The organism is Clostridium sp. N3C (genome assembly GCF_900095445.1).
Lineage (GTDB): Bacteria > Bacillota > Clostridia > Clostridiales > Clostridiaceae > Clostridium_AU.
This window is the reverse complement of the sequence record NZ_FMJL01000013.1, coordinates 1-15579: the sequence shown is the minus strand read 5'-3', so window position 1 is coordinate 15579 and position 15579 is coordinate 1. Positions and strand designations below refer to the sequence as shown.

Annotated in this window: 12 protein-coding genes and 1 pseudogene; 11 read left to right on the top strand and 2 right to left on the bottom strand. The window is 32.6% G+C overall.

Going from position 1 to position 15579, the window contains the following annotated elements; all coding sequences use genetic code 11:
• Nucleotides 1-62: 62 nt before the first annotated feature.
• Nucleotides 63-161: pseudogene (locus tag N3C_RS14830) on the top strand (hypothetical protein); the annotation flags it as partial.
• Nucleotides 162-270: 109 nt separating this feature from the next.
• Here the strand turns inward: N3C_RS14830 and N3C_RS05975 are convergent.
• A complete protein-coding gene (locus N3C_RS05975; protein WP_074365147.1) occupies nt 271-762 on the bottom strand; it encodes a spore coat protein in 492 nt (163 codons plus the stop codon).
• Between the two features lie 412 nt (nt 763-1174).
• Here N3C_RS05975 and adhE point away from each other — a divergent pair, with 412 nt between their 5' ends.
• The 4 genes from adhE to speC all read left to right on the top strand — a co-directional run bounded on the left by adhE (nt 1175) and on the right by speC (nt 7798).
• Entirely contained in the window at nt 1175-3754 is a 2580-nt protein-coding gene (gene adhE, locus N3C_RS05970) for a bifunctional acetaldehyde-CoA/alcohol dehydrogenase (RefSeq protein WP_074365146.1), read from the top strand.
• An 81-nt stretch (nt 3755-3835) separates the two neighbouring features.
• Nucleotides 3836-4651 (top strand): alpha/beta fold hydrolase, encoded by an 816-nt coding sequence (locus N3C_RS05965; RefSeq protein ID WP_074365145.1) that lies wholly within the window; start codon nt 3836-3838, stop codon nt 4649-4651.
• Between the two features lie 182 nt (nt 4652-4833).
• Nucleotides 4834-5406: an ECF transporter S component gene (locus N3C_RS05960; RefSeq protein ID WP_074365144.1), complete on the top strand. Its 573-nt coding sequence runs from the start codon at nt 4834-4836 to the stop codon at nt 5404-5406.
• A gap of 223 nt (nt 5407-5629) precedes the next feature.
• Nucleotides 5630-7798, top strand: a complete 2169-nt coding sequence (gene speC / locus N3C_RS05955) for an ornithine decarboxylase (RefSeq protein ID WP_074365143.1) — start codon at nt 5630-5632, stop codon at nt 7796-7798.
• 60 nt (nt 7799-7858) lie between these two features.
• Here speC and N3C_RS05950 read toward each other — a convergent pair whose 3' ends face one another.
• Nucleotides 7859-8254, bottom strand: a complete 396-nt coding sequence (locus N3C_RS05950; RefSeq protein WP_178377777.1) for a hypothetical protein — start codon at nt 8252-8254, stop codon at nt 7859-7861.
• Between the two features lie 308 nt (nt 8255-8562).
• On the opposite strand from N3C_RS05950, the gene N3C_RS05945 reads away from it, so the two are divergent.
• The 6 genes from N3C_RS05945 (at nt 8563) to N3C_RS05920 (ending at nt 15571) form a co-directional block, all read left to right on the top strand.
• Entirely contained in the window at nt 8563-9054 is a 492-nt protein-coding gene (locus tag N3C_RS05945) for a GNAT family N-acetyltransferase (protein ID WP_074365141.1), read from the top strand.
• A 109-nt stretch (nt 9055-9163) separates the two neighbouring features.
• On the top strand, nt 9164-9529 hold the full coding sequence (locus N3C_RS05940; protein ID WP_143312611.1) for a hypothetical protein: 366 nt from the start codon (nt 9164-9166) through the stop codon (nt 9527-9529).
• A 455-nt stretch (nt 9530-9984) separates the two neighbouring features.
• Nucleotides 9985-11010, top strand: a complete 1026-nt coding sequence (locus N3C_RS05935; protein ID WP_074365139.1) for an ABC transporter substrate-binding protein — start codon at nt 9985-9987, stop codon at nt 11008-11010.
• A gap of 83 nt (nt 11011-11093) precedes the next feature.
• Complete coding sequence (locus N3C_RS05930) at nt 11094-12203, top strand: ABC transporter ATP-binding protein (RefSeq protein WP_074365138.1); 1110 nt, start codon at nt 11094-11096, stop codon at nt 12201-12203.
• Nucleotides 12193-13857, top strand: a complete 1665-nt coding sequence (locus N3C_RS05925; RefSeq protein ID WP_074365137.1) for an ABC transporter permease — start codon at nt 12193-12195, stop codon at nt 13855-13857. The genes N3C_RS05930 and N3C_RS05925 overlap by 11 nt, the downstream gene beginning before the upstream one ends.
• Before the next feature lie 37 nt (nt 13858-13894).
• Nucleotides 13895-15571 carry a sensor histidine kinase gene (locus N3C_RS05920; RefSeq protein WP_074365136.1) on the top strand — a complete coding sequence of 559 codons (1677 nt, stop codon included), beginning with the start codon at nt 13895-13897 and terminating at the stop codon, nt 15569-15571.
• Nucleotides 15572-15579 lie beyond the last annotated feature (8 nt).

Sequence of the window (15579 nt, the reverse complement as noted above, 5' to 3'; positions counted from 1 at the left end):
TAGTTGAAATTTCCTATTATAAATATTGACATTAAAATGTGTTATAGATAGGATATATGAAATTAGGTCATGCAGTGCTTCTAAGAAAAATAAAGCAGATGCAAGATTTAGGTCATGGGGCTGTGATTGTTATCGGAGATTTTACTAGTAGAATCGGTGATCATTTAAGAAAGAGGTATAAAATAAAAGAAAAGGTATAAAGTTATTAATTTTTATACCTTTTCTTTTAAAATTCTATTATATGCTGTTGGTAAAATGATTATAAATAATTTACTGAACTTGATACATTCCTTTGCTTTCCATGTATTTAAAAATTGCTTCTCCATGTTTTTGCTCTTCTTTTTGAATATGATTTAGCACATCTCTAACTTGAGTATCCTTAAATTCAAATATTGCAGTATTATATGTACTGGATACGTACTTTTCTGTCATGAGCATATCTGTACACAAATCTTTATCCGTTGTACTATAGTTAGGAGTATTTACTTGTGGCTGGAAGCTATTGCTTACTTGAGGTTGCTGCACTTGTTGATTGTTAGCTCCCCCTTGTTGATTACCTAATGATGGAACTTGACCATTTAATAACTGTTGAATTGTATTGTAATGCTCTTGTTCTATTTTAGCGTGATTTGAAAATAGGGCTTTAAGCTGTGGATCTTGAGCTAAATTAGCATAGTTATTATACTTCTCTATGCAAATAGCTTCATGATTCTTTTGATCTTCTAGCAAATATCTTTCCTTTGTAGTTAAACTAATAGTCATTAACAACACCTCCATTTGTTAGTATTACTAAAATTTAAATTTATATACTTTTGTTTATGGATCAAAAATAAGGGTTGACAGTATAATGAAACTATAGTACAATGTAATTGTTAAAAGATTAACAATATGTTAAGAGATGACTTGAATCTTATTAGATGAATTTGAATTTTGATGCAGATTATGGTAAAGTGAAATTAAAGAAAATCACTTTTTATATAAGGTTTATTAATGAAGTCATATTTGCTTTTTCTTTAAAAAATATTTTTTAATTTTTCTATAATAATAATTACTAATAGTATGCAAAAGAAGGTAAAATTTTTTAAGTGAAAATGTTAAAAAAATAACAATCCTCTTTGATTTTATATTCTTTAAGGGATATGCAAATAATACATGTGTAAGGAGGTTATGAATCATGAGAGTTACTAATAGTGAAGAATTAAAACAGAAAATTGAAATGGTTAGAGAGGCACAAAAAAAGTATGCCACTTATAGCCAAGAACAGGTAGATGAGATTTTCAGACAGGCTGCTATGGCTGCTACTAATGCCAGAATAAGATTAGCAAAGATGGCTACAGAAGAAACTGGTATGGGTATTGTTGAAGACAAGGTTATAAAGAACCATTTTGCTTCAGAATATATTTACAATAAATATAAGGATGAAAAAACCTGTGGTGTTATTGAAAGAGATGAGTCTTTTGGTATTGTTAAAATAGCAGAACCTATAGGAGTGGTAGCTGCGGTAGTACCTACTACTAATCCTACTTCTACAGCTATATTTAAGGCTCTTATAGCATTAAAAACAAGAAACGGAGTTATTTTCTCTCCTCATCCAAGAGCTAAAAAGTCAACTATAGAGGCTGCTAAAATAGTTCTAGAAGCTGCGGTAAAGGCTGGAGCTCCAGAAAATATCATAGGTTGGATAGATGAGCCTTCTCTTGCTTTATCTACTATGGTAATGAAAGAAGCAGATATAGTATTAGCTACTGGTGGACCTGGAATGGTTAAGGCAGCTTATTCATCAGGAAAACCGGCCATAGGTGTTGGGGCTGGTAACACACCGGCTATTATTGATGAAACAGCTCATATTAAAATGGCAGTAAATTCAATTTTACTTTCCAAAACCTTTGATAATGGAGTTATCTGTGCTTCAGAACAATCTGTTATAATTATAGATTCTGTATATGATGAAGTTATGGAAGAGTTTACCCAAAGAGGTGCCTATATATTAAAAGAAGATGAAATTGATAAGGTTCGAAATATATTAATTAGAGATGGTGCTTTAAATCCTGATATTGTTGGTCAATCAGCTTATAAGATAGCCCAGTTAGCTGGTATAGAAGTACCGGATAATGCTAAGGTCTTAATAGGAGAGGTAGAATCTGTAGAACTAGAAGAACCTTTTGCCCATGAGAAATTATCACCAATCTTAGCTGCTTACAGGGTTAAGGACTTTGATGAAGCTTTGCATAAGGCTGCAAAATTAGTGGAGCATGGTGGCTTTGGGCATACTTCTGTATTATATACAGATCAAGTTAAATCAAGAGATAGAATAGCAAAGTTTGGCGCTACTATGAAAACCGGAAGAACCATTATAAATATGCCATCTTCTCAGGGAGCTATAGGAGACTTATACAACTTTAAACTAGCACCATCCTTAACTCTAGGTTGCGGTTCTTGGGGTGGTAACTCTGTATCAGAAAATGTAGGAGTTAAGCATCTTTTGAATATAAAGAACGTGGCCGAGAGGAGAGAAAACATGTTGTGGTTTAGAGTACCTGAGAAAATTTACTTTAAATATGGTTGCCTTGCTACTGCCTTAAGAGAGCTTTCAGAAATGAATAGGAAAAGAGCCTTTATTGTAACAGACAAAGTACTGTATAATTTGGGGTTTGTAAAAAAGGTAACAGATATACTGGATGAACTAAAGATAGATTTTAAGGTGTTTTTCGACGTTGAACCGGATCCAACTTTAGCTACCGCTAAAAAGGGTGCAGCAGAAATGAAAAACTTTAAGCCGGATACTATAATAGCTATTGGTGGAGGTTCACCAATGGATGCTGCTAAGATTATGTGGGTAATGTATGAGCATCCAGAGGTAAGATTCGAAGACTTAGCTATGAGATTTATGGATATAAGAAAGAGAGTTTACCACTTCCCTAAGATGGGTGAAAAGGCTATTATGGTTGCTATACCTACTTCTGCTGGTACAGGTTCGGAGGTAACACCTTTTGCAGTAATCACCGATGAAAAAACTGAGGTAAAATATCCACTGGCAGATTATGAGCTAACTCCAGATATGGCTATTGTTGATGCAGAACTTATGATGGATATGCCAAAGGGACTAACAGCCGCTTCCGGTATAGATGCTCTCACCCATGCTTTGGAAGCTATAGTATCTGTTATGGCATCAGAATATACTAATGGTTTAGCTCTTGAGGCTATAAGATTGATTTTTAAATATTTGCCACAGGCTTATAATGAAGGTCCTACTAATGTTAAGGCTAGGGAAAAAATGGCCCACGCTTCAACTATGGCTGGAATGGCCTTTGCCAATGCCTTCTTAGGAGTATGTCACTCAATGGCTCACAAACTTGGAGCTTTCCATCATTTACCTCATGGTGTTGCTAATGGTATACTGATCAATGAAGTAATAAAGTTTAATGCTGTGGACAATCCAAGAAAACAAGCGGCTTTCCCTCAATATAAATACCCAAATGCTAAATGGAGATATGCTCGTGTAGCAGATTATCTTGGATTAGGTGGGAAGAATGAAGATGAGAAAATTGAGCTGCTAATAAAGGCAATAGATGAGTTAAAAGAAAAGGTTAATATACCAAAGACCATCCATGATGCAGGGGTAAGCGAAGTTAGATTTTATGAAACTCTTGATAATATGGCAGAGCAAGCATTTGATGATCAATGCACCGGTGCAAATCCAAGATATCCGTTAATTAGCGAAATAAAACAAATGTATATAAATGTATTTAAGTAAAAAGTATAGTTTCACATTATAGTAACTCATTTGCCAATTAGTGAATATTATCTATATTGGATAATTTTTGCGGAGGGGCAAATGGGTTATTTTATTAATGTAGAAGATAAGGTAAAAGTATTTGTAGAGGACCTGAATCCTGAAGGTAAGAAAGTAATCTTATTTTTACATGGGTGGCCAGGCAGTCATAAGCTATTTGAGTATCAATTTAATCAGTTACCTAAGCTAGGCTATAGGTGTATAGGTATAGATACTCGAGGATTTGGCTATTCTGATAAACCTTTTACTGGATATGATTATAACAGATTATCTGATGATGTAAGAGCGGTAGTTGAAGAACTTAAATTAAAGGATTTTGTATTATGTGGTCATTCAACAGGGGGAGCTATTGCTATTAGGTATATGGCCCGTCATAAGGAGTATGGTGTATCTAAGCTAGCCTTGTTTGCAGCAGCAGCTCCTAGTTTGATAAAAAGACCCTATTTTCCTTATGGAATAGATAGGGACACTGTAATTAATATTATAGAAGGCACATATAAAGACAGACCTAAAATGTTGCAAAACTTTGGTCAAATATTCTTTTATCAAAATGTAACAGAACCTTTCAACCAATGGTTTTTACAATTGGGACTGCAAGCTGCTTCTTGGGCTACAGCAGCTGTAGCCAATACCTGGCTAGGAGAGGAAGAATTGTTTTATGATTTAGGGAAAATAAGTCGCCCAACTTTAATTCTCCATGGAATTCATGATAAGGTTGTGCCATTTGCCTTGGCTGAGGCTCAGGCACAAGGTATAAGGAATTCCAAATTAGTACCCTTTGAATTCTCTGGTCATGGATTGTTTTATGATCAATGGGAGAAGTTCAATAATGAATTAGTAAGATTTATTGAAAATTAATACAATAAGGCTATGAAATTATTAAACCTGAGATTATCTCAGGTTTTTTAGGTTACCTCCATGATTAAGGATTGAGGTTATACAAATTGTACCGGTACATTTGCTAGTTTTCTATGCTGGTATATAATAGAAATATGATTTCGAAATCATATGAATAATTTTCTAAATAAGGGGGAATAAAGATGAGTGATAATAATGTCAGTAACCATGTTAGTAATATGGTAATTACTTCATTGATGGCTGCTATAGTTTTTGTAGCTACCTATTCTATAAAAATTAATACCTTTGGTGGATACGTACATTTAGGAGACAGCATGGTACTTTTATCAGCCTTGCTCTTGGGGAAGAAAAAAGGTGCAGTAGCTTCCGCTATGGGGATGGGATTGGCAGATATATTATACATGCCAATTTGGGCACCCTTTACTATAGTAATAAAAGCTGTAATGGCTATTATAGCCGCTTCCATAGCTTTTAGAAAAGACTATGAAGGTGAAAAGGTATGGAATAACGCCTTGGGCTTTATTGTAGCAGGTTTGTGGATGACAGCTGCCTACTTTGTGGCAGGAGCTTTTGTGGCAAGTTTAATTTTAGGTAGGCAACCAAATTTAGCGGCAGGTTTTGCAGCTGCACTAAAGGATGTGCCAGGTAACTTATGGCAGGCTTCTGCAGGGATTATTATAGCACTTCCTGTAGGTTCTATGTTAATGAAAGTGGGACTACCAACCTTAATTAATAAAAAGGGAACTAATTCTTAATCCATTATAAAGCAGCCTAATTTTTTAAAATTAGGTTGCTTTTATAATGAATATAAGTTTTCATTACACTAATTATCTAAGGAAAATAACAAATAATTTAAATTAATTTATAAAAGTACGAAATTATAGAAAAATTAATATTGAAAGATAGTAGTAAAAACTATAAAATTCAATAGGATAGCAAGATAAATTATTATATTTCATTAGTGAAAGGGAAAATGCCATGGAACACTTAAAAATAGCTTGCACGGAAGCTTCTAAAAAGTTTTTTAGTACAAATAGACAGATAGTTTCAGTTCAGAATACAGATTATATAGATGCTGCAGCGGTTGTTTTAACAGACAAAGATAAAGATTTAGCTAAGGATGTATATAATTTAAAGTTAGGTATTCCAGTGTTTTTACTTTCAAAGGATACTGACAAATATACTAAAGATTTTTTAAAAATGCTTTATAGTCTAGTATCTATTGATAATATTGATAAGGAGAGATTAAGCAAAGAAATAGAGGCAGCGGCTAATGAATATGAAGAAAAGATGCTTCCCCCTTTCTTTAAAACTTTAAGTGGTTATGTGGAAAGAGGTAATTTACAATTTAACTGTCCTGGACATCAAGGAGGGAAGTATTTCCGTAAACATCCAGCAGGAAGATATCTTTATGAATTTTATGGAGAAAGGATTTTTAGATCAGATATATGTAATGCGGATGTAGCGCTAGGTGATTTGCTGATACATCAAGGACCAGCTATGGAGGCTCAGGTCTATGCGGCAAAAGTATACAATGCAGATAAAACCTATTTTGTTATGAATGGAACTAGTACTTCTAACACAGTAGCTATCAGTGCTATAGTATCTCCAGGAGATTTGGTTCTTTTTGATAGAAATAACCATAAATCGGTGTACAATGCCGCTTTGGTATTGTCAGGGGGTAATCCTGTTTATTTGGAAACTTCTCGAAATCCCTTTGGATTTATTGGTGGAATATATGAACATTGCTTTGATGAAAAGTATCTTAGAGAAGCGGCTGCCAAGGTGGATTTAGAAAAATCTAAAAAGAAAAGACCTTTTAGGTTGGCGGTTATTCAGCTAGGTACCTATGATGGTACTATATATAACGCACGACAAGTGGTGGATAAGATTGGTCATCTTTGTGACTACATCTTGTTTGATAGTGCTTGGGTTGGCTATGAACAGTTTATTCCAATGATGAAGGACTGTTCGCCATTGCTTCTTGATTTAAAGCCGGAAGATCCAGGAATAATAGTAACTCAATCTGTTCATAAGCAACAGGCAGGTTTTTCCCAGGCATCACAGATACATAAAAAGGATAACCATATAAAGGGGCAAAGACGTTATGTAGATCATAAACGATTTAACAATGTATTTAGATTACATGCTTCCACCAGTCCTTTTTATCCTTTGTTTGCATCACTAGATGTTAATGCAAGAATGCAGGAAGGGGAAGCAGGACAGCGGTTATGGATTGAGTGTATAAAATTAGGAGTGGAGGCTAGAAAAGCTGTATTAAAAAAATGTTCAATGATCAAGCCTTTTATTCCGCCTATTGTAAGAGGCAAGAGGTGGGAGGATTACGATACTGAAGAGATTGCTAACAATATTGAGTTTTTTAAATTTGTTCCTGGTGAAAAGTGGCATTCCTTTGAAGGATACGGAGAAAATCAATATTTTGTAGATCCTAACAAGTTTATGTTGACCACACCGGGAATTGACGTTAAAACTGGTGAATACGATAGTTTTGGTATACCAGCCACTATATTGGCCAATTACTTAAGAGATAATAGAATAATTCCTGAGAAGAATGACTTAAACTCTATACTATTTATCCTAACACCTGCAGAAGGGAAAGCTAAAATGGATGCCTTAGTAGAACAATTGGTAAGATTTGAACAGCTTATTGAGAAAGATGCACCTTTAAAGGAAGTATTGCCTAGTGTTTATCATAACCATATAGATAGATATAAAGGTTACACCATAAGAAGGCTTTGCCAAGAAATGCATGATTTCTATAAGGAAAAACAGGCGAAAGACTACCAAAAGAAATTATTTCAAGAAGCTTATTTTCCGGAAATAGCTATGCATCCTCAGAAAGCTAATTGGGAATTGGTAAGAAATAATGCAAAGTTAATCCCACTTAGAGATATAGTTGGAGAGATAGCGTTAGAAGGGGCTTTGCCTTATCCTCCAGGAATCTTCTGTGTTGTTCCGGGAGAGAGATGGAACGAAGTAGCACAAAGATACTTCCTAATTCTGGAAGAAGGCATAAATCAATTTCCAGGCTTTGAACCTGAAATACAAGGAGTTTACTTAGAAAGAGAAGAAGATGGAGTTAAGGCTTATGGATATGTGTGGCATAAGTATCAAGATAATGAGTAATTAAATAAAAACACCTTTAGCAGCGGTAAAGAGTATTGTACCGTGGCTAGAGGTGTTTTTTTAATTGTTGTAATTTAAATTTTCTTTTATATAGTTTATTAACTCCTTCATATTAGCAAAGGACTTTGGAATATCAATGGTAGATATGGATTCTGGTGTGCCATAACCTGGTAGATTAATAAAAGAATGTTCTATAGTATACTTTAAAAAATCACCAAATAAGCGAATATATTTTTTTTCCTCTGTTATTTTAGTGATATTATTTAACACATAAAAGTAATCCGCTTCCTTTGTCACTTGTCTATAAGTAATTACTCCGCAATTCACAACTATATAGCTTTTGTTTACTAAACGACGAAATAGGGGCATAACATATTTTTTCTTAGTTTTTTTTACTTTAGTAACTTTAGTTTTACTGCAATTAACTGAAGGGCTTAAAGATTGATCTTCTAGCATTGCATCTACCAACCTTCTTTCTATATTCGCTATTGGCCTCTTGTTATTTTGTAACTGTTGATTATATATGGTAAATAATGATAAATTATGCTAGTTTTGGCATAAAGTTTTGATAAGCAATCTATAGTTCAAAAAATAATAGAGATTTGTAGATAAATATGCTATGATAAGTTGAATGTATGAAATATATGGTATAAAACACTATTGTTAGAAGCAAAGTTGTTATATAATTATTAATAATATAGGCTTATGATAAGTTGTAGAATATTCTTACTATAATTATTAAGGAAGTTAGAGGTGATAATTTTATGAATGTTATTGTAAGAGAAGCTACAAAGCTTGATTATGAAGAAATCTGCAAATTATACGAAGAGTTAGATACTTATCATAGAAATAGTTTACCACAGTATTTTTCTGAATATGAGGGACCTTCCCGATCAATTGAATACATAAATAGTTTAATAGAGCAAGAAGAATCTATCTTGTATGTATCAGTAATTAATTCTAAAATAATAGGCTTAATCCAAGTATATATAAAAGAAACCCCTGATATAAATATATTGAAAAAAAGGAAGTTTGCTTATATTGATAGTTTATATGTAAAAGAAGAATATAGGAAGAAAGGTATCGGAAAGTTATTGTTTAATGAAGCCTTAAATTGGATTTATTCTAACAAAGTGTCAGAGGTTGAACTAAATGTTTGGCAATTTAATCAGGATGCAATAAATTTTTATAAAAAAATGGGATTTAATATCGTTAGTCATAGGATGATAAATCATAATTTTAATAACTTGTTTTGATATAAATTTCAAAGACTAATTAAGAGCCTTTTATTGAGGCTCTTTTTTTATTCTAAAGTAGAAAATAACCTATCATTAACTAGTTTCTAAATAATTTTTTCTTTGATCTATGTTATTTTTCCTTAATACTACAAATATACAAGAAGTTTCAAAAGAGGAAGGATCAATTATAGATATAAATTGGATTAGGATAATGATTACTGACTTTTTAGCTTTATCCAATATGGACAAAGGCTTAGATGTTATTAAAGACGGTTTCAATGATTACATATATAAAAGAAAAAATGAACTTATTGAATATATTATGCAACTGCATATTGGAAGATACTTTCTAGAAGAAGATTTAATTTTTACTTTCAGATATGATAATACAAGAGCATATGGAAAAGATGAATTTACTCAAAAAGAATTTGATTTTGAAAAACTAATACAAGTACTTGCAAATATTGATGCTGTACTTAATGAAAGATACTAAATAGATATCTTCAATAGTTTAGAAAATTCAGAAACACAATGTTATATTGCACAAAGGTAGCTTCAGGACGATAGTTCTTCCTTTGCCAAATTCCATGATATAAGAGAGATGATTGAAACATTTGCAGTTCTTGATTAAATATAATCAAGGACTTTTTTGTATGCTTTTAAGTAAGTATTGCTTATAAAAAGCTATAAGAATGTTTACATGTATATGGAGAAGGACTAACTTAATGGGCTTTTTATAGTTGATTAAAGCTTGATATTACTAAATCAGAGGGAAAGTTCATATATTAAGAACCATATTTTAACAAGATATTTGGTTCAGTTTTTCGGATATTATAATAGTTTTATGGTATTTTCGATATAAAGGTTTTGGTATATTATTTAATCATAGAAAACGTTAACATTCTTGATGCAAGATCAAGGCATTGTTAAAAAATGAGGAGGATTAACATGAAAAAAGCTTTATCAGTTTTAGTTGCAGCGGTTATGGCGGTTTCTTTAGGAGCTTGTAGTAATAAAGCGGAGACCGGCGGAGAAGGTAGTAAAGACGCAGGATCTTTGGTAATCTATTCACCACATCCACTAGAATTTATTGACCCAATTGTAAACGAATTCCAAAATCAGACTGGCGTTAAGGTAGAAGTTGTAGCAGCCGGTAGCGGAGAGCTCTTAAAGAGAGTTGAGGCTGAAGGAGATAACCCAATGGGTGATATTCTTTGGGGAGGTTCTTTATCAACACTAGAACCAAAGAAGGAATTATTTGAAAAATATCAATCTGTAAATGAAGAATATGTATATGACGAATACAAGAACGTAGATGGTCACATTACAAGATTTACAGTTATACCAAGCGTTATAATGGTTAATAAAAATCTTATAGGAGATATAAAAATAGAAGGTTATGAAGATTTACTAAATCCAGCTCTTAAAGGAAAGATAGCTAATGCAGATCCAACTAAATCATCTTCTTCCTTTGAGCAAATTGTAAATCAGCTTTATGCAATGGGTAATGGAGACCCAGAAAAGGGTTGGGACTATGTTGCTAAGCTAACAGCTAACTTAGATGGTAAGTTACTAAGTGGTTCATCAGCTGTTTATAAAGGTGTTGGTGATGGTGAATACACAGTAGGATTAACTTTTGAAGAAGCAGCAGTAAAGTACGTAAAAGATGGTGCTCCTGTTGAAATCGTTTATCCTAAAGAAGGTACTATTGCAAAGCCAGATGGAGTTGTTATTATTAAAAATGCAAAGAACATGGAAAATGCTAAAAAATTCATAGACTTTGTTACAAGTAAAGATGCTCAGAACTTAGTTGTAAGTGAACTTAACAGAAGATCCGTAAGAAAAGATGTTGGACCTGCTGAAGGTTTACAGACAATGGAAGAAATTAACCTTATTGAAGATGACGAAAATTGGGTAAATGAAAATAAACAAGCAATAATGGATAAATATAAAGATATATTCACATCAAACTAGTAAAAGGTCCCTACGAAATCATTAAGGTTACCCCCCTCGTTTCGTAGGGACTTAATAAATCTTATAATATGGAGGAAAAGATAATGAGTACAACTATTAAGTTTGATAATATAGTAAAAAAGTATGATGATAATGTAGTAATTCCAAAACTGTCTTTAGAAATTGAAAAGGGTGAATTTTTCACACTTCTAGGACCTTCTGGCTGTGGAAAGACCACTTTGCTTAGAATGGTAGCAGGTTTTAACAGTATAGAAGATGGTGAAATAAGTTTCAATGGTAAAGTGATAAATGACATTCCAGCTCACAAAAGAAATATAGGTATGGTATTTCAGAACTATGCTATTTTCCCACATATGACAGTATATGAAAACGTAGAATACGGCTTAAAGCTAAGAAAGCTTGGCAAAGAAGAAATGAAGAAACGTTTAGATGATATCTTAAAGGTAGTTAAGATTGAACAGTATAAGGATAGATTACCGGATAAACTTTCTGGAGGACAACAGCAAAGAGTTGCTTTAGCTAGAGCTATTGTAATTCATCCAACAGTGCTTCTTATGGATGAACCTCTTTCTAACTTAGATGCTAAATTGAGAGTAGAAATGAGAACTGCTATTAGAGATATTCAAAAGAAAGTTGGTATTACAACAATATATGTTACTCACGATCAGGAAGAGGCTTTGGCTGTATCTGACAGAATTGCTATTATGAATCAGGGAGTAATACAGCAGATTGGTACACCAAAAGAAATATATACAAGACCAGTTAACACCTTTGTAGCAACCTTTATTGGACATTCCAATTTGTTCGAAGGAAAAGTGACCGTAGACAATGAAGGTACTGCAGTAGTTTTCCCAGGAGGTTACAAGCTTCCTATGACAAACTTAAGCAGTAGGGTTAAGGATAAGGAGAATGTAGTAATATCCGTTAGACCAGAAGAGTTTGTTTTATCAAAAAATGGAAAAGGTATAAAAGGAAAAGTACATTTTAGTACTTTCTTAGGCAGATATGTAAATTACGAAGTAGAGCTAGAGAATGGACAGATAATAGAAGTATCACAGGAGTCTAGCGACCATGAACATATTTACAATACAGGAGATAGGGTTACCTTAGAGGTTGATGCTAAAAGAATTAATGTCTTTAATGAGTTAGGAGTAGAAAGTCTGATAAATGGAGTGAATAAGTATGAAAGCTAAAAGTAGAAAAAAATTTAAATTAGACTTCTGGACATCTATAAGCATATTATGCTTTTTAGTATTCGTAGTGTTCTTGATTTATCCAATGTTTACACTTTTCGTACAAAGTTTTAAGGATGTAGAAAACGGAACCTTTACCCTTAAAAATTTTGCACAGTTCTTTTCAAAAAAGTATTACTATCAAACTTTAATTAACAGTTTTGTTGTAACCATATTAGTAACAATTCTTGCAATATTGATTGGTGCACCATTGGCCTACATTATGTCTACTTCAAAAATTAGATTTAAGTCATTAGTTGAAGTGTTAATAATCCTATCAGTATTATCTCCACCATTCATAGGAGCATATTCCTGGATCCTACTTCTTGGAAGAAACGGTGTTGTAACTAAGTTCTTTTCAAATACCTTTGGATTCCAAGTGCCAAGCATTTATGGGTTCACTGGAATTTTGTTAGTATTCACTTTGAAGCTTTTCCCTTACATTTATATGTATGTTTCCGGTGCTCTTAAAAAGATGGATGCTTCCTTAGGAGAGGCTGCAGAAAGCCTTGGATGTAATGGAATTAGAAAGGTAGCAACAATAATATTACCACTTATAACTCCAACCATTTTAGCAGGTTCCTTGTTAGTATTTATGAACTGTCTAGCAGACTTTGGAACACCAATGTTAATAGGTGAAGGTTATAGAACAATGCCAGTATTAATATACTCTGAGTTTATAAGTGAAGTTGGAGGACAAGCTAATTTTGCAGCGGCTCTTAGTGTATTGATGATATTAATTACTTCTGTAATATTTATAGGACAAAAATATGTAGTAAATAAAAAGTCCTACGTTATGAGTTCATTAAAGCCTATACAACCTAAGAAACTAAAGGGATATAAAAATGTATTAGCTCATCTTTATGTATACGTTGTAGTAGGCTTAGCAATAATATCTCAAGCAACAGTTATTTATACATCTTTCTTAAAGACAAGAGGTTCCATGTTTGTAAGGGAATTCTCATTAAACAGCTACAAAACAGTACTTAACAAGCTTGGAAGCTCCATAGCAAATACTTATACTTACGGTATAATAGCTATTTTTATAATAGTATTGCTAGGAATGTTTATATCCTATGTTTCTGTAAGAAAAAAGAATATGTTCACATCCTTACTGGACACAATAACAATGTTCCCATATATCATTCCGGGATCAGTACTTGGTATAACATTACTTTTAGCCTTTAATAAAAAACCATTAGCTATAGCAGGTACTTTTGCTATAATTGTAGTAGTATACGTAATAAGAAGATTACCATATACAATTAGATCCAGTGCTGCTATACTATATCAGTTAAGCCCAAGTGTTGAGGAAGCTTCTATAAGCTTAGGTTATTCACCTATGAAGACCTTCTTCAAGGTAACAGCAGTTATGATGTTGCCAGGAGTTTTATCTGGAGCTATACTAAGCTGGATTACAGTAATTAATGAGTTAAGTGCTTCTGTAATTCTTTATACTGGTAAGACAAGAACTATGTCTGTAGCTATATATACAGAAGTTATAAGAGCTAGCTACGGTACAGCAGCAGCCTTGTCAACTATATTAACCGCCACTACAATAATTTCCTTGCTTATATTCTTTAAGCTCAGTGGAAAGAAAGAAATCAGTTTATAAGATAAATAAAGCAATATATTGATAAGGGGGACTTGATATGAATGAAAGAAAAAGAAAGTTCTTTAAAAAGGAACTTAGAATGGCATTTCTTCATTATACCATAGTCCCCATTATTTTTATATCCTTTATATTTTATAACCTGATCTTTCTAAGTAGTAAGATTTTAGTTGAGAATAGCAATAAGAAATACAATGCTCAAATAGCTCAAATTGTAAGGACAGAATTCAATAAGTATATAGAAGAAGTGGAGTTTCTAAGCCAGTGGCAGGAGATAAAAGATGTCATATCCGGCAACCATAATGAACATATAATTTATGAACGGTTTTATAATACAGTAAACAAGCAAAAAATCAGAAGTATGTTTTATGTGTACAATGATAAAGGTGAAGTACTTATAAGCAATTCCGCTGTTATTCCCCAATATGCAGAAAATGATGATTTATTTATTTGGGGAATATTTAAAAGGATGAAGGAAAATCTTAATGATACTACTTTGATGTTAAACAGAACCCAACTGGATTCAAGTACCAGAACTATTTATTCTATCGGAAAACCGGTTTTAGATTCCTCAGGAAAAACTATAGGTTTTGTAGTTTTTGATATTTTAGAGAATGAATTAAACAAGGTAATAAGCAATAATACAAGGCATCACGCCGTTATTACTGATAGGTATGATAACAACATTGTTTCAAGCAATAATGCCTTTTTAGATAGTATAGGAAAACTTAGGGATATTTCTAAAGATAAAGAACTATATCAATATAGATCCTCTCTTTTAGAAGGTAATGTATATGTGCATACTATAACCCCTGTGGGATTTATCAAAAAAATATATATAATTGGAGAAATATTTTTAAGTGTCCTTTTCATTATTTTATTTATAACCATGTTTATAATAGCCGGTAGAATAGCAGCTAGTAAGACTAAAGTTTTAGACGAACTGCTCCGGGCTATAAAAAGTGTACAGAAAGGAAATCTAGACACAGTAGTTAACATAAATACAGAGGATGAATTTGAGCTTATAGGAGATCATTATAATAAAATGCTTATAAAAGTAAAAGAATTAATGGAAAAAAATAAGGAGGAGGCTGAAAGAAGAGTGCTGTCAGCGCTAAAGCAGCTGGAAGCACAGTTTAATCCTCATTTTCTATTCAATATTTTAGAAATGTTAAAATACTTAGTTAAAACTGATAAGGATGCATCCATAAAGGTAATTGTTTCCCTATCTAACCTGCTTAGATACAGCATCAACAATAATGTCCGCAAAGTTAAGTTAACTGAGGATATTGAATATATAAAAGATTATTTGATGATACAAAAATATAGGTTCGAAGATAATTTTGATTACAGCATAATTCTTCAAGAGACCGCAAAAGATTGCATAATACCGAAACTCATAATACAACCAATAATTGAAAATAGTATCAAATATGGATTTATGACAAAGAAATATTTAAAGGTGGAAATAAATTGCTATACAGATAAGGATAAACTGTTTATAGAAATTGAGGATAATGGTGAGGGTATTGATGATGAAAGGTTATCCGAAATTATTACGAGCTTAAATTTCAATGACAATGAAAGTCAACACATAGGTTTATATAATGTTCATAGGAGAATAAAGCTCATGTATGGCGATTCTTTCGGAATAAATATTTTTAGCAACAAAGGAAAGGGAACAAAAGTAATAATTACACTACCGGTAGTTTATTGATTTAACTG